Source organism: Haloarchaeobius caseinilyticus (genome assembly GCF_051207395.1).
Lineage (GTDB): Archaea > Halobacteriota > Halobacteria > Halobacteriales > Natrialbaceae > Haloarchaeobius.
In genome coordinates, this window is record NZ_JBPJZC010000004.1 from 388,784 (window position 1) to 409,486 (window position 20,703).

Consider the following 20,703-nt stretch of genomic DNA (forward strand, 5'->3'; position numbering starts at 1 on the left):
GCGAGAATCAGGTGCCGAGGTAGGCGTCGCGGATGTACTCGTCGCCCTGTAAGGACTCAGCAGTCCCTTCGCGAACCACCGACCCGTTTTCGAGCAAGTAGATTCTGTCCGCGTGTTTCACCGCGAACGTGACGTTCTGCTCGCAGAGGAGGACCGTCACGCCGGACTCTTGAATCTCGGTGAGTGCCGCGCTGATGTCCTGAACGATGACTGGCGCGAGGCCGATGGTCGGTTCGTCGAGGATGAGCAGTTCGGGGTCGCCCATGAGGGCGCGCCCGATGGCAAGCATCTGTTGTTCGCCGCCGCTCATCGTGTGTGCCTCCTGCTCGGAGCGTTCGTCGAGCACTGGGAACACGTCGTAGACGTAGTCGAGTCGCTCTCCGGTGTCGTCGTGTCGGCGGTAGGACCCGAGTGTCAGGTTCTCTTCGACGGTCATGTAGCCGAAGAGGTCCCGTGTCTCGGTGCAGTGGATGAGTCCACGCTCGACGAGCGCGTCGACCGACTGCGAGCGAACTTCGTCGTCCTCGAATCGGACCGACCCGTCGTAGTCGTGGAACCCGGAGACGGTCTCTGCGAGTGTCGTCTTCCCGGCCCCGTTCGGGCCGATGACCGAGACGACTTCGCCCTCGCCGACGGACACCGACACGTCCTGCAGTGCGGCGACCTTCCCGTAGGACACGCCGACGCCATCGACCGAGAGAATACGGTCTCCGCCGCCGTCGCCTGCGGACGCGGTCGACTCTGACTCCAGACTCATAGTTCGTCACCCCCAAGGTACGCTTCCTGTACAGTCGGGTCGGCGGTTATCTCCTCGGGTGATCCCTCGGCGATCTTCGCACCGAACTGGATGACGATGGCCCGGTCGATGAGTGAGAGGAGTCCCCGCATGTTGTGGTCGACGACGATGAGCGTGATTCCCTCCTCACGCAACTCGGAGAGCAGCGCCGAGAGCATCTCGACCTCGCCTGGTGCCAGCCCGGCGAAGGGTTCGTCGACCAGTAATAGGTCCGGCTTCGTCGCCAGTGCTCGGGCGAGTTCGAGTCTGAGGAGGCCCGCGTGCGGGAGTTCGTCGGGTTCGAGTTCGAGTTGGTCGCCGAGACCGACGCGCTCACAGATGGCGGCTGCTTCGCGGTAGGTCCCACCGAACAGTCCAGAGAGCGTGAACAGGTCGTCGGAGACCAGCGCGAGTTCGACGTTCTCGACGACGGTGCGGTCGTCCAGCGGCCGGAACGACTGGAACGTCCGGGCCATCCCGCGTTTGACCATGGCGTACGCGGGAAGGCCAGTCACGTCCTCGCCGCGATAGGTGACGCGGCCCGAGGTCGGCTTGTACGCCCCAGCGATGCAGTTGAACGTCGTCGACTTGCCGGCCCCGTTCGGGCCGATGAAGCCGAGTATCTCACCCGACTCGACGGTGAACGAGAGGTCGTCGACCGCGGTGAGGCCGCCGAAGCGTTTGGTGAGGCTCTCGACGACCAGTGCCGCCTGCGACTCGTCCGTCGCTGGGGCGTCGGTCGCGGTCCGGTCTGCCTGTTCCGTTTCAGTCGCTGGCGTGGTGTCGGTACTCATCTGTCGTCACCTCGGTCGTCGTCCGTCAGTTCGTGAATCTCCTCACGATAGCGGTCTCGTATCTGTTCGAGCGGACTCGCGCCGCCGTCGGCGGCGACGTTCGGTCGGTTCCCCCCGAACCGACCAATCACCTGCCGGCCGCGGTCGATGCTCCACGGGACGAGCCCGCTGGGGAGGAAGAAGAGGAAGAACAGCGTGAGCGTGTAGAACAGAAGCAGGTCCAATCGCGTGACGGGCATGTCGAGCACCGGTACCATCCACTCCTGCTGGCCGATCCAGTCGCGGAGCGTGTAGAGGAACAGTCCCCCGATGGCCGGCCCGACGATGGTGCCGAGTCCGCCGAAGATAGCCGCGATGAGTATCTCGATCATCACCGCGAGGTCGAGCAGTTGACTCGGCGAAGCGTTTCCGACCGGCGTGTGGACGAACACCGCGCCGCCGAGACCGCCGAGTGCGGCACTCGTGACGAACGCGAATATCTTGAACTTCGCCGGGTTGATGCCGGAAGCCGCGACCGCTTCCTGGTCCTCACGGATGGCCGTGAACACCGTCCCGTGGTCGGACCGAGTGATGGCGTACGTCACGCCGAGGACGAACAGGAAGACGGCGAACGCGAGGTAGTAGTTCGCGTCGACCGTTTGGACGAAGTCGTCGAACTCGACGAGCGTCGCTGGACTCGGCAGTCCCTTGTCGCCGCCGAAAATATCGCTGAACATCACGAAGATGCGGAGCAGGATGAGCGGCGCAGTGAGCGTGATGAGAGCGAGGTAGGGCCCTTGCAGTCGGAGTGCGGGCGCACCGATGATGAATCCCGACAGCGCGGCGAGTGCGACGCCCGCCGGAATCGACAGGAGCGGGTCGACGCCGTGGCCGAGGTTGAGCAGCGCCGACGTGTACCCGCCGATGGCGAAGAAGAACGTGTGGCCGAAGCTCATCTGGCCGGTGTAGCCGGAGACGAAGTCCCAGCTCATCACGAACACGGCGAGGTACAGCGCGCCGGTCGCCTTGAGCAGGTCGAGCGTCGATAGCTGGAACGGGAGCAGTGCGAGTGCGAAGAGACCGACGATGCCGAGTCGGTGACGTATCGACCAGTTCCGGGGGTCGAGGACGTGCCGGACCGTCGGACTGTCGGTGTCGGGGACCGAGTCGCTCATGCGGCTTCGACCTCCGCGTGGCCGAACAGGCCCTCAGGTTTGACGAGCAACACGGCGATGAGCGTGACGAGTGACGCGAACCCGGCGAGGCGTGCGTCGATGACCGAGATTGTCAGTATCTCGAAGAAGCCGATGACGTACGCACCGAGGACACTCCCGCGGACCGAGCCGAGTCCCCCGAGGATGACGATGGAGAACGACAGCAACAGCGGGTCGAGTCCCATGTTCCAACTGGCCGTGCGGAACGAGCCGAGGAACAGTCCAGAGATGCCCGCGAGCATGCCCGCGATAATCCACGTGTACTGGGCCATCCGCCGGCGGTCTATGCCGACGAGGTCGGCACCGCGCTTGCTCATGCTCGTTGCTTCGATGGCCATCCCGGTCCGCGTGTAGTTCGTGAACGCGAACAGCGCGCCGATGAGGATCCACGAGAGGCCGAACACGAGCAGTCGGTTGTTCTGCAGCGTGATGCCGAGCAGGTCGGTCTTTCCGCCGAGCAACACGGGAATCGCCTGCGGCTGGGTGCCCTCGAAGACGAGGAACAACTGTTCGACGATGAGAAGGACGACGAGCGTCAGGATGATGACCGTGATTGGGTCGTCCTCGACGTGACGAATCAGCACTTCGTACATGAGGAGACTGAACAACGCGGGGACGAGCAACGCCGCGAGTGCCCCCACCCAGATGCTCACGTCTAACCACGTGGTCACGTAGTACGCCGAGTAGGCCCCGATGACGATGTTCGCGCCGTGGGAGAGGTTCAACACCCCGCCGACGCCGAAGATCATCGTGAAGCCGATGGCTATCAGCGCGTACAGCGCGCTGAGCATTACGCCGCTAGCGATGATGGTGAGTGGGTCTACCATAGTCTGAGTGTCGGTGGTCGGCGAGCGGGCATCACATCCACGGCGGACTTTGCACGTCCGCCGTCGCGACGTCCCCCGGCCAGATGGTCTGTTGGGAGCCACCGTCACCAGCTTGCCACTGGAACACTGGCGGTCTGACCTTCCCCTCGCCGTACTTCACGTCGTGCGGATACTGTTCGTCCTTGCCGTAGAACTCTATCTGGCCGGTCGTCCCGGTGTGGCTGATGCCTTCGAGGGCGGGCACCACGTCCGCAGGGTCCTTCGACCCAGCCTCGTCGACTGCCGCGGCGTAGAGCTTGATGGCGTCGTACGTCGTGTAGCCGATGAAGTGCGGCAGCGAGTTGTAGTTGCTCTGGTAGGAAGAGACGAACTCCTGCGTTTTCGGCGTAATCGAGACGCTCGCGTTCGCGGATGCGTAGGACCACGCACCCTCACACGCGCCGTCGACCGAGCCATAGTACCCCGGCACCGACATGGGCGCATGGAGACCACCGAATCCGAACGGGCGCTCCTGTTTCGCCCACTGGACGATACCGGCGGTGCCCGTGTTCGCCATGAATACGAAGGCGCCGTCGACACCCGCGCTCTCCAGTTCGTCGTAGATGGTCGTGAAGTCCTCAGTGTCCGAGGAGTACACTGTCTCGGTGGCGATGTCGACACCGATTTCTGGCAGGCCCTGCCGGACACCGGCGGCGATTGGTTTGATACCCTCGATGTCCTCGATGATGAGGCCGACCGACTCCCAGCCCATGTCGCCGAACGTTTCGTCGGCGAAATTGACGAGGTTTTGGCCGAGGAAACTCCCGTTCGGTGGCCCGGGTCGGAAGATGTACTTGTACTTCTCGTAGTTCTCGGCGATGGCGGTCGTGATGTCGGTCGAGACTGCGCCCGAACTCAGGTGGACGGTCTTCTGTTGGGCGATGCTGTCCATGATGTTTAGCGCGACCTCGCTCCCGAATCCGCCCGTCGTCGCGTCGACGTTGTTGCCGAGGATCAGTTCTTGGTACTTCGACTTCCCGGTCGAGGGGTCGAGTTTGGTGTCTTTGACGACGACTTCGACGTCGGCGCCGGCCGCGCCGCCAGCATCGTTAATCTCCTTGGCTGCGAGCTTGGCCGCGTTCTCCATCGCCGTACCGCCAGCGAAACTTCCTGGGAGGGGTGCCAGTACGCCAATTTTGACCGGTCCGGATACGTCCCCCCCACCACCGCCGCCACCGCCGCCACTGCCGTTGCCACCACCGCCGCCGCCGTCACCACCCCCGCCGCCGTCGTCGCCGCCACCGCCGCTCGAGCAACCGGCTAGGGTCGCTGCGACGAGTCCTGCACCCGCACTTTTGATGAATCTACGCCGACTGTCTACCGAGTTCTGGTCACTCATGCTCCCGTCTCCTGTGCCAAATCTGGTCCCGCGATAATAAGCATTATGTATAGATAACATACCACACAGTGTCGCTCGGGAGTGAACGTTCGGAACCAACCGACAGCGAACTAGTGTGGGTCGAGTGAACACAACGCTTACATCGTCGTCACGTGTTCGTCTCGACGACGAGATGCCACAGAGAGCCACTCGCGTACGACAGCGAAGTCTGCACAGTCCCTTGCTACCGGTTTTTCACGTACGAACTCGCGGTGGTGAGCGATGACCGAATCACTCCCCGAGGTGGCTACCGAGTTCGAGACAGTCAGCGTCGACGTTCGTCACGAGCCGAACCTAGTCGCGACGGTCACCATCGACCGTCCGGATGCACGCAATGCGATGAACGTCCAGGTCCGCTCGGAACTCAAAGATGCCTTCGACGCCATCGAAGACTCGGATGTTCGGGCGGTAATACTCACCGGGTCCGACGACGCGGGCACGTTCGTCGCCGGAGCAGACGTGACCGAACTCAGAGAGAGAACTGCGCTCGAACAGCGTGCGTTCAGCAAGCGTCCTCGTGTGTACGAACACGTCGAGAACCTCCGGCAGCCGGTCGTCGCCCGCATCAACGGGCACGCACTCGGCGGCGGCTGTGAACTCGCGATGGCCTGTGACGTGCGGGTCGCACGCGAAGGGTCGAAGGTCGGCCTGCCCGAGATAACCCTCGGACTGTTCCCCGGCGGCGGCGGGACGCAGCGACTCCCCCGACTGGTCGGCGAAGGTCGCGCGATGGAACTGATTTTGACCGGGGCAGTCCTCGACGCCGAAGAGGCCGAAGCCGACGGCCTCGTCGACCACGTCTATACCGAGGAGTCGTTCGACGACGAAGTGGACGCCCTGGCGGACCGAATGGCGCGTCACTCGCCGGTGGCGCTGGAGTTCGCCAAGCGGGCGGTCCAGGCGAGTGGCGAGATGGACCTGCGAAACGGGGTCGAGTACGAGGCCGAACTGTTCGCACAATTGCTGACGACGGACGACGTCGACGAAGGGATTTCGGCGTTTCTGGAGGATAGAGACCCCGAGTGGACGGGAGAGTAGCAGAGGAGAGCCCAGAAACGTGTGTGATAGTGTCACACTAATGTAAGAAATGCTTTTAGTCGTGAACCGTGCAGTCTGTGACAGTACGAATGCCCAGCAGTGGAGAGAATTCCGTCCAGACGACCGCATCGAACGCCGAGTACAAGTACAACTTCCACTGGGACTTAGACTTCAGTCTCAACATCGGCGAGACGAACAAGCGATTCTTCGAAGCCCTCGAAGAGAAGACGATAGAGGGGAACGTCTGCCCAGAGTGTGGCAACGTGTTCGTCCCACCCCGTTCGGTGTGTGACGAGTGCTTCGTTCCCGCCGACGAGTGGGTCGAGGTAGAACAGGAAGGCGTCGTGGAGAGTTACACGGTGTGCTTCTTCCAGTTCACCAATATGCCCGAGCCACCCTACATCACGGCCGTCATCCGCCTCGGCGACGCCGCGACGTGCATGCTGCACTTCGTCGAAGGTATCGAGTACGACGACCCCGAAGACCTCATCGGGTCCATCGAGAAAGGGACGCGCGTGGAACCGGTCTGGAGCGACGACCGGACGGGGTCCATCCGCGACATCGACCACTTCAGACCAATCGAGTGAGATACAGCAGAGAGAACTGACCGACCGAACCGACGACCCTGTAGCACCGACCCGACCGACTACACCCAGCCGCGACCCATCCACACCGGGAGGCTCGCGGCGTCTGCCCATCCTTCAGCAACCCACACCACACAGCAGATGTACGACGACCTGACCTACGAAACCGACCGCGGCATCGCCACGATAACAATCGACCGGCCGGGGGTGAAGAACGCGTTCCGCGAAACGACACTCGAAGAGCTGAACGACGCGATTCGGCACGTGACCGACGACGACGGCGTGTACTCGCTCGTACTCACCGGTGCTGGCGACGCCTTCTGTGCCGGGGCGGACGTGACCGAGATGCCGGACATGAGCGAACAGACGAAAGCGGACTACGCCGGCTACCTCTGGAAAGCCCAGAACGTGGTCCGCCAGCTTCGGTCGACGCCGACGCCGGTCGTGGGTGCCGTCTCCGGCCCGGCCATCGGTGCCGGCTGTGATTTCGCGCTCGGTTGTGACGTTCGCTTCGTCGATGACTCGACGATACTCCGACAGGGATTCGTCAAGGTGGGTCTCGTCCCCGGCGACGGTGGCGCGTGGCTGCTCCCCCGGCTCATCGGTGAGGCGAAGGCGAAAGAGTACCTGCTCACGGGACGGGACATCACCGCCGACGACGCCGTGGACCTCGGACTCGCAGTAGCGGTCGCCGACGACGCGCTGGACGCGGCGACCGCGTTCGCAGAGGAATTACGCGACCTGCCCGCCCGAGCGGTGCAGCACACGAAGGCACTCACGGACCCGTCGCTCTCGTTCGAAGACTACTGCGAGCGCGCCATCGACTACCAGTGGAAGTGCGTGAACGACTCGGAACACGACGAAGCGGTCGCGGCGTTTGGCGAGCGGCGCGAGCCCGACTACGATAGAGAGTACAGCTGAGTCGGTTCGGCAAAACAGCGACCGGCGTGACGTGGAGCCGATTCAGAACAGCGACGGAAGACCGTCTTTCTTGAGGACCGCAGCGATCTGGTTTCGCTGAATCTCGTCCGTCCCCGCGGCGAGGCGGCGGCCACGGGCCATCCGGTAGAGGTACTCCAGCGGGTGACCCTGCTGGTAGCCGTTCGCACCGTGAATCTGGAGTGCCTCGCTGACGACGTACTCGACCATCTCCGAGGAAGTGAGCTTCGCCAGTGACGCGTCGAGTCGGTCGGGGACACGTCCCTGCTCGTGCGCGTTGACCGCGGCGCGGTAGGTCAGTGCGCGCGAGGCTTCGAGTCGCTGGGCCATGTCCGCCAACTTCCACTCGATACCCTGGAAGTCGCCGATGGGTTGACCGAACTGTTCGCGCTGTTGGGCGTAGTCGAGGGCCTTCTCCAGCGCACAGCCGGCGAGTGCGTTCGCGAGCGTCGAACTACCGAGTCGCTCCCAGTTGAGCGCCTTGAGGACGTTGACGAATCCTTCCTTCCCCCGCGTCAGGACGTATTCTTCGGGGATGGGGACGTTCTCCATGTAGAACTGCGTCTGGGTCCCGCCGTGCATGTTGGTGTAGTGCTCGGAAATCTCGACGCCCGCCGCGTCGAAGTCCATCACGAGCGAACCGAGGCCGTCGTCGAACTGCGCCCAGACGACTGCTGCGTCGGCGTGCGGGACGTGGCTGACCCAAATTTTCTCACCCGAGAGGTAGAGGTCGCCGTCGTCCTCTTCGACGGTGGTCCGCATCGACCCCACGTCGGAACCGGATTCCGGTTCAGAGATAGCGATGGCGATGCTCTTCTCGCCCGCGGTAACCGCGGGCAGGTATCGCTCTTTGACCGCGTCGGTGCCGAACATCTCGATTGCCCGGGGCGCGACCATCTGTTGGTTGTACAGGTACTCCGCCGTGTCGGGACAGACGCGACCGACCGCTTCGACACTGAGCATCGCCTCGAACTCGGTCATCCCACCACCGCCGTACTCGGGGTCGATGTTGATACCGAGAAAGCCCTGCTCGGCGAGCAAATCGATGTTCTCCTCGGGCAGGTCGCCGTCCCACTCGAACGCCTTCTCCGCGAACTCCTGTTCCGCGAGGTCGGAGAGCGCAGAGACTACCATGCGCTGCTCATCGGAAAGGGTGAGCATACCACAGGATTCGAGGCTCGGGAGATAACGTTTCGGGTGACTGGTCCATCCCAACCGAACGCTTAAGAGCACTACCCGCAGTGTATGTAAACACATGTCACAGGCAGCGATAGCCTCCTGTTCCATCAGAGGCTTCTCCTCGGACACCGCCGCAGTCGGCGACATCGTGTCGGCCGCGGCACGTGCGGCCCTCGACGACGCAGGGCTCACGCGAGACGATCTCGACGCTATCGTCATGACCGACCAGGACGCCTTCGACGGGGCCGCCATCAGTGGCGGCATGAAGGTGACGCCCGCGGGCGGCTACACCAAACCCTCGATGCGCATCCAGAACAATGGCGGCCACGGCATCCACCACGCCATCTCCAAGCTCCACGCTGGCAAGGCGGACTGTATCCTCATCGTCGCCGCCGACACGGTCGAAGCCGACGAACGAGTGCTAAGCCACATCAGTCAGGAACCGCTCTACGCTCGGCAGTTGGGGCAGTCGAACGTCCAATCGTACGGCCATCTCGCGACCCACCTCGTCGACGAACACGGGTTCAGTAGCGAACAGTTCGCCGAAGTCGCGGCGAAGAACTACGCGGGCGCTGCGGACAACCCGTACGCCCATCGGACCGAGCCGTACTCCGCAGAGGAGATACTGGCCTCGGACCGGCTCGTCGGCCCCCTCCACGAACTCATGGTCGGCCCCCACTCGTTCGGCGCGGCGGTGATGGTCCTCACCTCGCCTGCTAAGGCCGAAGACCTCGACTTCGACCCCGTGTGGATAACCGGCGCGGGACTCGGGTCCACTCGGTACCACTACCGCGACCTGCTCTCGCACGTCGAACAGGACGGGCAACGAGCCGCTCGGGACGAGGCGTACGAACGGGCCGGTATCGACGACCCTGCCGCAGAAATCGACTACGCGGAGGTCTGCAATCCGAGCCCGATGTTCGAGTTGTTGAGCTACGAATCGCTCGGATTCTGTGGTGAGGGTGAAGCCGGTGAGTTCTTCGATTCCGGGGCGACCGCGGCTGGCGGCGACCTGCCGGTGAACCTCTCCGGCGGCGCACTGGCGACGAACCCACCGAGTAGCGGCGGTCTCTATCGAACCATCATGGCGACGAAAGTACTCACTGGCGAGTTCGGCGAATCGGCGGTATCGAATCCGGAACGGGCGGTCGTCGCTGACAGCGACCTCCACCTCGGGATACAGGGCCGGACGGATGCGGTCCTCGTCCTCGAAGCCGGAGGTGCGCGATGAGCGACGACGTGGCGGTCGTCGGTGTCGGGTACTCCGACCCGGGCTCGTTCACCGACTACCGCGAGTCGTCGATGGCGAAAGAAGAGCAGGCGCACGCGGCCATCGACGCGGCGTTGACCGACGCGGGCGCGTCGTTCGACGACCTCGACGCGACGATGTTCACCACGGTCGACGGCTTCGAAGGGACGTTCCGGGTCGAGCGCACGCTCGAAGTGATGGGACAGGCGAACAACATCCCCGTCCTGTCGGTGAACACGGGCGGCACGGCCGGCGGAAGCGGCGTGAAGGCCGCCTACGAGTACGTCGCGTCGGGGATGTACGACATGGTCCTGGTGTACGGTTCGCCGACGTTCGACTCCGTGTTCGAGGGACAGCAGGTGATGAACACGGCGGCAGAGCCGCTGTACGAGCGTCACTTCATCACGGCCATCCAGATGGGTGCGCTCCCGTCCTCTGCGTACATGGACGCCTACGGCGCGACCGAAGAGGACTTCGCGAAGACCGCGGCGCGCAACCTACAGAACGCGGAGCTGAACCCGTACGCACACCGCTCCAGCGGGAAGACGACGCAAGAAGTCCTCGACTCGCCGCTGGTCTCGTGGCCGCTTCGGCGGCTCATGACCTGTCCAGTGTCCTCGGGGTCTGGCGCACTCGTCGTCGCCAGCGCCGAGAAGGCGGCCGAACTGTCGAGCACGCCGATATGGATCGACGCCATCGACAGCATCAGTAACACGTTCGCGACGGCGTACCGGACTTACGAGTCGTTCCCGAAGTTGAAGATGCTCGCCGACCGCGTGTACGAAGAGGCTGGCATCGACGACCCACGCGAGGAACTCGACGTGGCGGAGACGTTCAACCCGTACATCCCGTTCGAGCTGATGCAGTACGAGGCCCTCCGCATCTGTGACGAGGGTGAGGGCAAACACATGGTACGTGACGGCGTTACGGCCCGCGGCGGCGACGTGCCGTTCAACCCCTCTGGCGGCGTCGTCTCGACGAACTCAGGCATCTGTGCGTCGCTCTCGCGTCACATAGAAGTGGTCCTCCAGTTGCGTGGTGATGCCGGGAAGCGGCAAGTGGAATCCCCCGAACAGGGCATCTCCCACTCGTGGGGTGCGAACCTCGGGCAGTTCCACCAGTTGGCCGTCTTCTCCCGCTAGTACCGTCGGTCTGCCCGCTCTCATTTTCCTGAAACTCGTCGTCCTGACCCCAGTGACGCGAGGATTTAACCCACCTACCCACGTACCGTGTGAGCAGATGACGAACGAAGCTTTCGACATCACGGGAGAGACTGCAGTCGTGACTGGCTCGTCGACTGGCATCGGCCGTGCAATCGCAGAGCGATACGCCGAAAACGGGGTCGACGTGGTCGTCTGCTCGCGTGAGCAGGAGAACGTCGACCCGGTCGCCGACACCATCAACGACCGCGACGGCGGCCGGGCACTGGCGGTCGAGTGCGACATCCGCGAGTGGGACACTATCGAAGCACTCGTAGAGACGACCGAGGCCGAGTTCGGTCCAATCGACGTACTGGTGAACAACGCCGGGGCGAGCTTTCAGTCACCGTTCGAGGAGTTGAGCCAGAACGGCTGGCGGACCATCGTCGACATCAACCTGAACGGACTGTTCAACTGTTCGCGAATCGTCGGCGAGCGAATGATAGAACACGGCGGCGGAACGATTCTCAACATCTCCAGCGTCGCTGGGCGAGACGGTGCACCCCAGATGACGCCGTATGCCGCCTCGAAGGCGGGCATGAACAACCTCACGTGGACCCTCGCGTACGAGTGGGCGAAGTACGGCGTCCGGGTGAACGGTATCGCACCAGGACTGGTCGCCACCGAGGGCCTCCAGTCACAGATGGGTATCTCGGCGGCCGACATCGACGTCGAGGATGTCGACCGCGAAATCGGCCTCCCTGACGAAGTCGCCACCGTCGCGCAGTTCCTCGCCAGTCCAGCAGCCCGCTACATCCTCGGCCAGACCATCGTGGTCGAAGGCGTCCCACGGCTCCCACGGACGAGCCATCACGGTGACTGAGCCAGAACACGGAGACGAACTGGAAATGCGAAATCGAAACCGACCTGCACGATTCAGTGCGGTCTGACTGCGACGCCGTACCGTGTGACTCCTTCTTGCGTGTAGATACGCCGTATCGTCGCTTCGACCCGGTCGCCCACGGCGACCGAGTCCGGGTCGGCGTCGACGACGAGGGCGGGCGCGCTCGCCGACGACTCGTCGGGACCGTCGAACGCCACGATGCCGGTCGCGTACGCTCCCGAGGCTGCTTGTAAGGCAGCGAACTCCGGTGGTGCACCACCCTGCGAGACGACCGAGACTGCTTCCAGCGTCCCCGTCTTTGACAGCGTGACCGATTCGTACTCGACCAGTCCGTGACAGTCGGTGCAGGCACCGGTCGGTGGGAAGTTGAGTGTGCCGCAGTCGGGACACTGCCCGGCTTCGAGTCGGTAGCGTTGTGGCAGCGACCGACGCCACGTCGGGACGCTGATGTACGCGCCACCGCCGTCTGGTTCGTCTCCGGTGATGGACCCTCTGCGCCGGAGATACGCCGCGTAATCCAGTTCGGTTCCGCCGTCGAGGGAGACGGACGCAGGAACGGAGTCGGTGGTCTCGACCAGGAGCGCGGTCGCGGTCGCGCCGCTCCCGTAACCGACTGCGAGCGTTTGCTCCTCGCCGGCGGCGAGTGCCTTCGCGAGCGAGAGCGGCGCAGAGGCCGCACCCACGTCACCCAGTTCGTGGACGAGCGCGTGGTCGTGGATGACCGACTTTTCGACACCGACCACGCTCGCGACGCGATACGGGAGTCGACCATCGGGGGCCTGCATCGCGACCGCATCGAGGTCGTCCGGGTCGTATGCGAGGCGGTCGACCGCACCGGCGACTGTTTGCTCGAACGACTGGCGGTCGTAGGCGGTCATGCCGAGTCCGGTCGTCGTCTCCGTGCCGCGCTCTCTGAAGCGAGTTCCAGGATAGGGTTCGCTGCACTCGGCAGCGTCTACGAGCCGGCCAGCTCCGTCTTCGTCGACGAGGAATGCGGCTGCGCCCGCACCCGCGGCGTGTTCGACGCCGGAGTCAGGCTCGCCACGCGGGGCATCGCTGGCAACGACGAGTGCTGTTCCGTCTGCCTCGAAGCCTGCGCGGAGTGCCTGGACGCCAGTCCCAGTGTGTCCACAGAAGCGTCGGCGGACGGCGTCCGAGCGCAAGCCGAGCATCGCACCGAAGCGCGCCAGCACGTCCGACTCTTCGAGCGGAGGGTTCGTCGTTGCGAAGCCGACCCAATCGACCTCGCTGGCCGCGCACTGGCTCTCGGCGAGTGCGCCGACAGCCGCCTCGTACCCCATGGTCAGCGTGTCTTCGTCTGGGCCAGGGACGGCGACTTGCTCGATGCCGCTCCCTTTGAAGTTCCCCCACGCGTCCGCGAACGCCGCAGCCGGGACGCGGTACCGCGGCGCGTACAGTCCGACAGTCGCGACACCGCGACTCATGCGTCCACCTCCTGCTCGCGTTCGAAGATATGGACGACCGCCGCACCACCACTGCCGCCGATGTTGTGCGTCATACCGATTTGCGCGTTTGCTACCTGTCGATCGCCGGCGTGCCCGCCCAGTTGCTCGAAGGCCTCGACGACCTGACTCGCACCAGTCGCGCCGATGGGGTGGCCCTTCGACTTCAGCCCGCCCGATGTGTTCACCGGGAGGCTGCCGCCGAGTTCGGTCGCGCCTGATTCGACGAACGCGCCGCCTTCGCCGCGCTCGCAGAAGCCGAGGTCTTCGTAGGCGACCAGTTCCGAGATGGAGAAACAGTCGTGGACCTCGGCGAAGTCGATGTCGTCGGGTGAGAGTCCAGCCTCCTCGTAGGCAGTCTCGCCGGCTTCGACCGTCGCCGGAATCGTCGTGTACGAATCGCGCTGGAACAGGCCGACGCCGCCGGAAGACGCGCCGACGCCAGCGACGCGGATGCGCTCGTTTGTGTACTCGTCGACCACGTCTTCGCTGGCGACGAGGACGGCTGCAGCCCCGTCCGACATCGGACAGCAGTGATACAGCGTGAGTGGGTCAGCGACGGTCGGTGCCGACTCGGCGTCGTCGACGGTACACTCGTAGCCGAGGTGCGCGTGAGGGTTCTTCGCGCCGTGACGGTGACTCTTGACGGCGATCTTCGAGAGTTGTTCGCGGGTGGTCCCGTGTTCGGCCATGTGTGCGCTCGCAATCTGGGCGAACACGCCCGAGAACGTCGTTCCCGCGGTGCGCTCCCACTCCATCTCGCCGCTGACGCCCAGCCAGTACCGGACCGCGTCTCGGCTCACGTCGTTCATCACCTCGATACCACCGGCGAGGACGATATCGGCCATCCCGGCGCGAACGGCCATCACGGCCTGTCTGACCGCCGAGCCGCTGGCGGCACAGGCGTTCTCGACTCGTGTGACTGGAATCCCGTCGAGGCCGACGTGGGTGGTCGCGGCCGGGGCGGCCAGACCGATCTGTCGCCCACCGATACTCAGCATGCCGACGTAGGCTTCGTCGACGTCGGTCGGGCCGATGCCCTCGGGGACGCTCGCGGTAGCGTCCTCGAACGCCGTCCGGAACAACGACCGGTAGGTCTCGTCGGGGAACGAACCGAAATCACTCTGTCCGGCCCCGATAATGTACGCGTCTCGCATCGGGTTAGTCAACACTCCTCACGGTGAAATAGCTGTCCCCGCGATGTGCCACCAGTGGGCAAGGTATATGGTTCGAGCGACGGAAATCGTGGTAGGCAACCACAGCCACGAGTCTCCATGATTTCGAACTTCGGCTTAGACGACCGTCACGTAGCGCACCGAGAACGCGTCCGGAAGTTCTGCGACGAACAGATACGCCCAGTCGTCGACGACTACGAGGAACGCGGCGAGTTCCCGCTAGACGTCGTCGACGAACTCGGCGAAGCTGGCCTGTACGGCATCAACGTCCCGGAAGAGTACGGCGGGGCTGGCCTCGACTTCCGGTCGTTCGTCGTCACGGTCGAAGAACTCGCCCGTGTCTGGAAGATACCCGCGGGCGTCGTCTCGCTCTCCTGTTCGCTGTTCGCCAACACCATCGAGAAGTATGGCACCGACTGGCAACGCGAGGAGTGGCTCCGCGGCCTGTTCACCGACAACGGCGTCGCCGCAATCTCGCTGACCGAACCACAGGCCGGGAGCGACGCGAGCGCGATCGAGACGACGGCAACCCGCGACGGCGACGAGTACGTCATCGACGGCCACAAGGTGTGGACCTCTCACGGCGCGGTCGCCGATATCGTCCTCGTCGTCGCGCGAACCGGCGACGACGGCACCCACGACGACGTGAGCATCATCGCAGTCCCGGAACCCCACGACCGAGACGGGTTCGAAATCGTCCGCGACATTCCCTGTATGGAAGGCGATGCGGTCGTCGAGAGCGAAATAGCGTACGACGGCCTTCGCGTCCCGACCGACTACCTGCTCGGCGAGGAAGGGCAGGGGTTCCGGTACATCATGGAGGCCCTCGACATCGGGCGCATCGGTGCGGCCGCTCAAGCCGTCGGTATCTCACAGGGCGCCTTCGACGAGTGCATCTCCTTTGCCGACGAACGCGAGGCGTTCGGGCGCTCCATCCGGCAGTTCCAGGGCGTCTCGTTCAAACTGGCGGACATGCAGATGGGCATCGACGCATCCCGTCTGCTCACCTACCGTGCCGCCAGCGCACTCGACCGCGGGGCCGACCGCGTGACCCAGCCAGCCGCGATGGCGAAGACGTTCGCCTCCGACACCGCGATGGACGTGACGACCGAAGCCGTCCAGATTCACGGCTCTCGTGGCTACTCCCGCGACTACCCGCTGGAACGCTACATGCGCGAGGCGAAAGGCATCCAGATTTACGAGGGGACGAACGAGGTCAACCGCCACGTCATCGCGAAGAACCTCTACGAGTGAGATGCCCGGGACGAACTTCGACACCGGACTCGACGACCAGTCGGCGCTCGTCGCCGCGAGTCGGTCGTTCACCGTCGGTGACCTGCTGACGAAAGCGGCCCGGTCACATCCCGACCGTGTCGCTGTCTGCGAACCGGGCACCGAGTGGACCTACGCCGAACTAGACGAGCGCGTGAACCGACTCGCGAACGCGCTCGTCGCCGCGGGCGTCGAGCCGAACGAATCGACCATCGCCGTCCTCGCTGAGAACCGCAGCGAACTCGTCGAGCTGCTGTTCGTCGGAGCGAAACTCGGCTGTCTCGTGGCTGCGTGCAACTGGCGACTCGACCGTGACGAGTTGGTCCACTGCGTCGACACGGTCGACCCGGAGTTCCTCTTCGTGTCTGAGCGGTTCACCGACCGCGTCGAGTGGCTGGCGAACGACGCCGACGCGACGCCCGCAGTGGTTGGCCTCGATGGCGACGAGCGGGAGACGGCCGGTAGTGGCGAAGGTGGAGAGGACGAGCGGTTCGACCACGACTACGACGCAATGCTCGCGTCGGGTGACCCCGAACGACCACACGTCGACGGTGGCGTCGACCCCGAACAGGGGTACGCCGTCATCTACACTTCGGGAACGACCGGCTTGCCGAAGGCCGCCGTCGTCAGCCACCGGGCAGAGTTCGCTCGCGCCACGCAGGTCGTCCTCGACTACGGACTCGAACAGGGCGACTCCTACCCCGCGTGGGCACCGATGTTCCACATGGCCGGTATCGACTGGACCGTCGTCACCGCCATTCTCGGCGGGACGTTCTACCCGATAGATGGGTTCGACCCCGAGCGCATCGTCGAAGTTCTCAGGACGGCCGACTCGCCGCTCAGCTGGCTCATCCTCGTTCCGGGCGTCGTCGACGCGCTCGTCAAGTACATCGAGTCCGAGGGACTCGGCCCGGCCGACTTCCAACAGATTCGGGCGGTCGGGGCACTGCTCGACCTCATCGACCCGGAGCACGTCGGTCGTATCACCGCATTCCTCGGCGCGCCGGCACAGAACACATACGGCGCGACCGAAGTCGGCCACGCCGCATCTGCGGCCCAACTCGCACCCGGGACCCCAGCGACCGACGACGTACTCTCGAAGCGTGAGTCGCCGCTCGTCGACTGCAAAATCGTCGACGAGTCTGGCGAGTCGGTTCCAACTGGAACGCCCGGCGAGATGCTCGTCCGTGGTCCCTCACTGTTCAGCGGGTACGTCGGCAATCCCGAAGCGACCGCAGCGGACTTCGACGACGGCTGGTTCCACACGGGCGACGTGCTGGTCCGCAATGAAGACGGGAGCTATGACTTCGTGAACCGGGTGAAGTACCTCGTCAAGAGCGGCGGCGAGAACATCTACCCGGTCGAACTCGAACGCGTACTGGTCGAACACGAGACCGTCGTCGACGCAGTCGTCGTCCGCGTCCCGGACGAGAAGTGGGGTGAAGTGCCTCGGGCGGTCGTCGGTGTTCGCGACCAGCTTGCCGTCTCGCGCGAAGAACTCCTCGACCTGTTGCGTGACCGAGTCGCGAACTACAAACTGCCGCACTACGTCGAACTGGTCGACCCCGCGAGCCTGCCGCGTAGCTCGACCGGAAAAATCGTCAGACCAGACGTCGAGGACTGGCCGGTCTCGGACGAGGACCGGGTCAGGTCGCGATAGCTCGCACCACGTCGCGTCCTACTGCTGAATCACTCCAGTGCTGCGACCGCGTCTTCTATCTCGTCGGCTGGCGGCGGCGACACCGGTCCATCAGTAACCCAGCGATACGTGACTTCCCGGTCGGCGTCGAGGACGAACACCGCCCGCGTTGCCGTCGACGTGTTAGTCAGCCCATGCCTGTCGAGGCGGAGGTCGTACGCGTCGATGGCTGCGCCGTCGACGTCGCTGAAGATGCGGAACGGACTGTTTATCTTGCGGAGGAACTCGTTCTGTGCGAACGGACCGTCGCGACCGACGCCGAGCACGGACACGTCCTCGAACTCTGCCCAACCGCGACGTTCGTAGCGTTTCCACCAATGGCGGGCGATGGCGCTGAAGGCGAACCCGTAGAACACCAGTACGCCGCCGCGGTCGCCGAGAACGTCGTCGAAGGCTCGGTCCTGATAGATTTCGCCGTCACAGCACACGCCGGTAAATCCCGGCGCTCGCTCTCCTACTTCGGGTGGCATGGAATCACATACACCGAGGCCGGGTATAAAGCTGGCTGCGCCGCACCAACACTTTTGCTACTGGTTCGCATAGGCATGGACATGTCCGTCACGCTGTACCGACTGGAGGGCTGCCCGTACTGCGAACGCGTCGTCGACAGATTGGACGAACTCGGCGTCGAATACCACAGCGTCTGGGTCGAAGCGATGCACTCCCTGCGAAACCACGTCAAAGACGTCTCCGGCCAGCGCCAGGTGCCGGTCCTCATCGACGAGGAGTACGGTATCACGATGGCCGAGTCGGCCCGGATTCTGGAGTTCGTCGACAAGACCTACGCAGAGGAACTGAACTGACGCTGGCAGCACCCGTATTGCGACCGAAGGCCGAATCCGATTCTCGAAACCGATATCAGGACTCGTGTGGGTCGATGACCCGGTCGTCGCCGGTCGGCGCGCCGATGGCGAGGACGACACCCGGTTCGTCGCCGACGTTCCGGTAGCCGTGTCCCACGAGTGCCCTACCGGCGAAGAACGTCCCCGGACCCACCACCTCGATGGTGGGGTCGTCAGGTGGGCCGAGTTTGACCGAGAATTTCCCCCGAAGTACGTAGTAGAGTTCTTCTTCGACCGGATGTGCGTGGTATCCGACCTCCTCACCGGGGTCGAGGTACCACAGTTTCGCACCGAGTTCGTCGAGCCCGAGTACCTCGTCGACTGGCCTGATTCCGACATTGGGGAGGACGCCCTCACGTTCGCTCAGGTCGACCAATGGGACGGCCTCGCTGTCGACGATGGCACGTTCAGGGTCGAGCGGGTCCGTTTCGTCGAGGAATTTCATCGGTGCGGCCCTCGGCTCACTGCGGCCATATCTCCTCCAATTCGTCGCTCCCGCAGTAGGGACAGTTGTAGTCGTCGACGCCGACATCGTCCGGCATCTCGTGGGTGTGGTGGACTTCGAACATATCCAATTCGCAGTCGGCGTTGCGACAGGCAACGTCGTGTGGCGCTCGCGGCATATCCATGTGAGAGTGTGCCACGACAATAAAGCTACGCTGCCGGGTGACCGCAAGAGTTACCGTACCGGACTCGGTCCTAGCTATCATATGACTCACCGACAGCGGTTCCGTTACCTGCGGGCAATCGACGACGACGTTAATCGACCGCGACCAGCCGCCTTCGGCGACGCGACGGGGGAGCGAAGATGAGCGAGGACACGGTCGAGTTCGGCGTGATGCTCTCTGCGACCAGCAACTCCTACGGGCTGACCGACGAGGAGTCGCCCGGTGTGTTCCGGGAGTTAGCGACTACCGCTGAAAACAGCGGCTTCGACGTGGTCCTCGCCGGGGACCACATCGCGTACCCCTCCGAGATTCCGACCGAGTACGGCTACTCGAGTTCCGGTGAGCCGCCGTTCGACACGACGACCAGCGTTTACGACGTGTTCCAGGTGTTCGCCCACCTCGCCGCGGTCACCGACGACATTCGCTTCGGGACGAACGTCGTGGCCGTGCCGTACCGGCACCCAATCGTCCTCGCGAAGAACGCCCTCACGCTCGACTCACTCTCTGGGGGGCGCTTCGACTTCGGCCTCGCGCCCGGCTGGCTCAAGACCGAGTTCGACGCCCTCGACGTGCCGTTCGACGAACGCGGGTCGCGGACCGACGAGTTCCTCGAACTGTTCACCCGCGCCTGTGAGGAGGGCGAACTCTCGTTCGAGGGCGAACACCACTCGTTCGGCGAGATGGGCTTTCACCCGTCGCCGAGCAGTGAAATTCCGCTCTGGATCGGCGGTCGCTCCGGTGCGACGTTCCGACGAATCGCTCAGTTCGGCCACGGCTGGTCGACGCTGTGGGAGAAACCGGACGAGGTAGGCTCGGCCCGCGACCGCATCATGAACGCCTGGGCCGACTTCGAGCGCGAAGGTGAACCGGAAATCGGACTGTTGCGGCCGATGCACGTCGCCGAGGACGGGTCGGGCCCCTCGGGCAAGATTCTGACTGGCACGCCCGAGTCGGTCGTCGAGGACGTCCAGTCCTACGTCGACGCCGGGGCGACGCGCATCATCGTGGACTTCTTCAGTACCGACATCGACGACCAGGTCGAACAGTTAGAGCGCATCGGCGAACACGTCATCCCGGCGTTCCGCTGACTTTCAGAGTTCGTCTTCGAAGACGGCGTCGTCGGCGATGTTCGGTGCGCCCACCGCGAAGATGCGCATCTCGGTCTCGGCACGGAGTTCCCGAAACGGCCCGGGGTCGACGACGATGCAGTCGCCCGCTCGCATCTCGAATTCGTCGCCGTCGACCTCCATCGTCCCCTCGCCTTCGATGACGTAGAACACTTCCTCCTGTTCTTTCTGCTTGTGTCGCCGGACGACGTCACCGGCGTCGTATTCGAAGTAATTGAACCGGAGTTCCTTCGGCCGGTCGTCACCGCGGGCTTTCAGCTCGTAGCCGAGCATCCGGACACCGGGTTCCGCGTCGGTCTGCGTCCGCAGCGGTGCGTCTTCGACGTTGATTTTCGAGTACATCTCCGTTCCGTAGCCACTCCAGCACGGAGCATAAACCTGTGGTCGATGACGGCAACGTGTCTCTACTCATCCGCGCG

Annotated in this window: 22 protein-coding genes; 10 read left to right on the forward strand and 12 right to left on the reverse strand. The window is 64.1% G+C overall.

The window, feature by feature from the left end; genetic code table 11:
* Window positions 1–7: 7 nt before the first annotated feature.
* Genes ACSC1P_RS19380 through ACSC1P_RS19400 form a run of 5 tightly spaced genes read right to left on the reverse strand, consistent with a single transcriptional unit; the run spans window position 8 to window position 4,967 of the window.
* Entirely contained in the window at window positions 8–757 is a 750-nt protein-coding gene (locus ACSC1P_RS19380) for an ABC transporter ATP-binding protein (RefSeq protein WP_435361848.1), read from the reverse strand.
* Window positions 754–1,569: an ABC transporter ATP-binding protein gene (locus ACSC1P_RS19385; protein WP_435361849.1), complete on the reverse strand. Its 816-nt coding sequence runs from the start codon at window positions 1,567–1,569 to the stop codon at window positions 754–756. Before ACSC1P_RS19385 ends, ACSC1P_RS19380 begins: the two co-directional genes overlap by 4 nt.
* Complete coding sequence (locus ACSC1P_RS19390) at window positions 1,566–2,723, reverse strand: branched-chain amino acid ABC transporter permease (protein WP_435361850.1); 1,158 nt, start codon at window positions 2,721–2,723, stop codon at window positions 1,566–1,568. Before ACSC1P_RS19390 ends, ACSC1P_RS19385 begins: the two co-directional genes overlap by 4 nt.
* Window positions 2,720–3,589 carry a branched-chain amino acid ABC transporter permease gene (locus ACSC1P_RS19395; RefSeq protein ID WP_435361851.1) on the reverse strand — a complete coding sequence of 290 codons (870 nt, stop codon included), beginning with the start codon at window positions 3,587–3,589 and terminating at the stop codon, window positions 2,720–2,722. Before ACSC1P_RS19395 ends, ACSC1P_RS19390 begins: the two co-directional genes overlap by 4 nt.
* Before the next feature lie 31 nt (window positions 3,590–3,620).
* The gene (locus ACSC1P_RS19400) at window positions 3,621–4,967 is read right to left on the reverse strand and encodes an ABC transporter substrate-binding protein (protein ID WP_435361852.1); all 1,347 of its coding nucleotides are present in this window, start codon (window positions 4,965–4,967) and stop codon (window positions 3,621–3,623) included.
* 261 nt (window positions 4,968–5,228) lie between these two features.
* Between ACSC1P_RS19400 and ACSC1P_RS19405 the strand changes: the two genes are divergently transcribed.
* From ACSC1P_RS19405 to ACSC1P_RS19415, 3 genes are all read left to right on the forward strand, one after another.
* Window positions 5,229–6,044: an enoyl-CoA hydratase/isomerase family protein gene (locus tag ACSC1P_RS19405; protein WP_435361853.1), complete on the forward strand. Its 816-nt coding sequence runs from the start codon at window positions 5,229–5,231 to the stop codon at window positions 6,042–6,044.
* A gap of 89 nt (window positions 6,045–6,133) precedes the next feature.
* Entirely contained in the window at window positions 6,134–6,631 is a 498-nt protein-coding gene (locus ACSC1P_RS19410; protein WP_435361854.1) for a Zn-ribbon domain-containing OB-fold protein, read from the forward strand.
* A gap of 138 nt (window positions 6,632–6,769) precedes the next feature.
* Complete coding sequence (locus ACSC1P_RS19415) at window positions 6,770–7,549, forward strand: enoyl-CoA hydratase/isomerase family protein (RefSeq protein WP_435361855.1); 780 nt, start codon at window positions 6,770–6,772, stop codon at window positions 7,547–7,549.
* A 42-nt stretch (window positions 7,550–7,591) separates the two neighbouring features.
* Here the strand turns inward: ACSC1P_RS19415 and ACSC1P_RS19420 are convergent, their stop codons facing one another.
* Entirely contained in the window at window positions 7,592–8,728 is a 1,137-nt protein-coding gene (locus tag ACSC1P_RS19420) for an acyl-CoA dehydrogenase family protein (protein WP_435361856.1), read from the reverse strand.
* Window positions 8,729–8,822: 94 nt separating this feature from the next.
* Between ACSC1P_RS19420 and ACSC1P_RS19425 the strand changes: the two genes are divergently transcribed.
* From ACSC1P_RS19425 to ACSC1P_RS19435, 3 genes are all read left to right on the forward strand, one after another.
* Window positions 8,823–9,977 carry a thiolase family protein gene (locus tag ACSC1P_RS19425; RefSeq protein ID WP_435361857.1) on the forward strand — a complete coding sequence of 385 codons (1,155 nt, stop codon included), beginning with the start codon at window positions 8,823–8,825 and terminating at the stop codon, window positions 9,975–9,977.
* Complete coding sequence (locus ACSC1P_RS19430; protein ID WP_435361858.1) at window positions 9,974–11,137, forward strand: thiolase family protein; 1,164 nt, start codon at window positions 9,974–9,976, stop codon at window positions 11,135–11,137. Before ACSC1P_RS19425 ends, ACSC1P_RS19430 begins: the two co-directional genes overlap by 4 nt.
* 97 nt (window positions 11,138–11,234) lie before the next feature.
* Entirely contained in the window at window positions 11,235–12,017 is a 783-nt protein-coding gene (locus ACSC1P_RS19435) for an SDR family NAD(P)-dependent oxidoreductase (RefSeq protein ID WP_435361859.1), read from the forward strand.
* A 53-nt stretch (window positions 12,018–12,070) separates the two neighbouring features.
* Here ACSC1P_RS19435 and ACSC1P_RS19440 read toward each other — a convergent pair whose 3' ends face one another.
* Window positions 12,071–13,483: a zinc ribbon domain-containing protein gene (locus ACSC1P_RS19440; protein WP_435361860.1), complete on the reverse strand. Its 1,413-nt coding sequence runs from the start codon at window positions 13,481–13,483 to the stop codon at window positions 12,071–12,073.
* Window positions 13,480–14,658 carry a thiolase domain-containing protein gene (locus ACSC1P_RS19445; protein ID WP_435361861.1) on the reverse strand — a complete coding sequence of 393 codons (1,179 nt, stop codon included), beginning with the start codon at window positions 14,656–14,658 and terminating at the stop codon, window positions 13,480–13,482. The genes ACSC1P_RS19440 and ACSC1P_RS19445 overlap by 4 nt, the downstream gene beginning before the upstream one ends.
* A gap of 117 nt (window positions 14,659–14,775) precedes the next feature.
* Here ACSC1P_RS19445 and ACSC1P_RS19450 point away from each other — a divergent pair, with 117 nt between their 5' ends.
* The gene (locus ACSC1P_RS19450) at window positions 14,776–15,930 is read left to right on the forward strand and encodes an acyl-CoA dehydrogenase family protein (protein ID WP_435361862.1); all 1,155 of its coding nucleotides are present in this window, start codon (window positions 14,776–14,778) and stop codon (window positions 15,928–15,930) included.
* Window position 15,931: 1 nt separating this feature from the next.
* Window positions 15,932–17,608, forward strand: coding sequence for a class I adenylate-forming enzyme family protein (locus ACSC1P_RS19455; RefSeq protein WP_435361863.1), 1,677 nt, complete (start codon window positions 15,932–15,934; stop codon window positions 17,606–17,608).
* A gap of 29 nt (window positions 17,609–17,637) precedes the next feature.
* On the opposite strand, the gene ACSC1P_RS19460 is transcribed toward ACSC1P_RS19455, so the two are convergent.
* Window positions 17,638–18,117: a redoxin domain-containing protein gene (locus ACSC1P_RS19460; RefSeq protein WP_435361864.1), complete on the reverse strand. Its 480-nt coding sequence runs from the start codon at window positions 18,115–18,117 to the stop codon at window positions 17,638–17,640.
* Between the two features lie 81 nt (window positions 18,118–18,198).
* On the opposite strand from ACSC1P_RS19460, the gene ACSC1P_RS19465 reads away from it, so the two are divergent.
* Window positions 18,199–18,450 (forward strand): glutaredoxin family protein, encoded by a 252-nt coding sequence (locus ACSC1P_RS19465; protein ID WP_435361865.1) that lies wholly within the window; start codon window positions 18,199–18,201, stop codon window positions 18,448–18,450.
* A 55-nt stretch (window positions 18,451–18,505) separates the two neighbouring features.
* Here the strand turns inward: ACSC1P_RS19465 and ACSC1P_RS19470 are convergent, their stop codons facing one another.
* A complete protein-coding gene (locus ACSC1P_RS19470) occupies window positions 18,506–18,934 on the reverse strand; it encodes a cupin domain-containing protein (RefSeq protein ID WP_435361866.1) in 429 nt (142 codons plus the stop codon).
* A 16-nt stretch (window positions 18,935–18,950) separates the two neighbouring features.
* Window positions 18,951–19,112: a DUF7559 family protein gene (locus ACSC1P_RS19475; RefSeq protein WP_435361867.1), complete on the reverse strand. Its 162-nt coding sequence runs from the start codon at window positions 19,110–19,112 to the stop codon at window positions 18,951–18,953.
* A gap of 185 nt (window positions 19,113–19,297) precedes the next feature.
* Between ACSC1P_RS19475 and ACSC1P_RS19480 the strand changes: the two genes are divergently transcribed.
* Window positions 19,298–20,245: a TIGR03619 family F420-dependent LLM class oxidoreductase gene (locus ACSC1P_RS19480; RefSeq protein WP_435361868.1), complete on the forward strand. Its 948-nt coding sequence runs from the start codon at window positions 19,298–19,300 to the stop codon at window positions 20,243–20,245.
* Between the two features lie 3 nt (window positions 20,246–20,248).
* On the opposite strand, the gene ACSC1P_RS19485 is transcribed toward ACSC1P_RS19480, so the two are convergent.
* Window positions 20,249–20,626 carry a cupin domain-containing protein gene (locus ACSC1P_RS19485; RefSeq protein ID WP_435361869.1) on the reverse strand — a complete coding sequence of 126 codons (378 nt, stop codon included), beginning with the start codon at window positions 20,624–20,626 and terminating at the stop codon, window positions 20,249–20,251.
* Window positions 20,627–20,703: the final 77 nt, after the last annotated feature.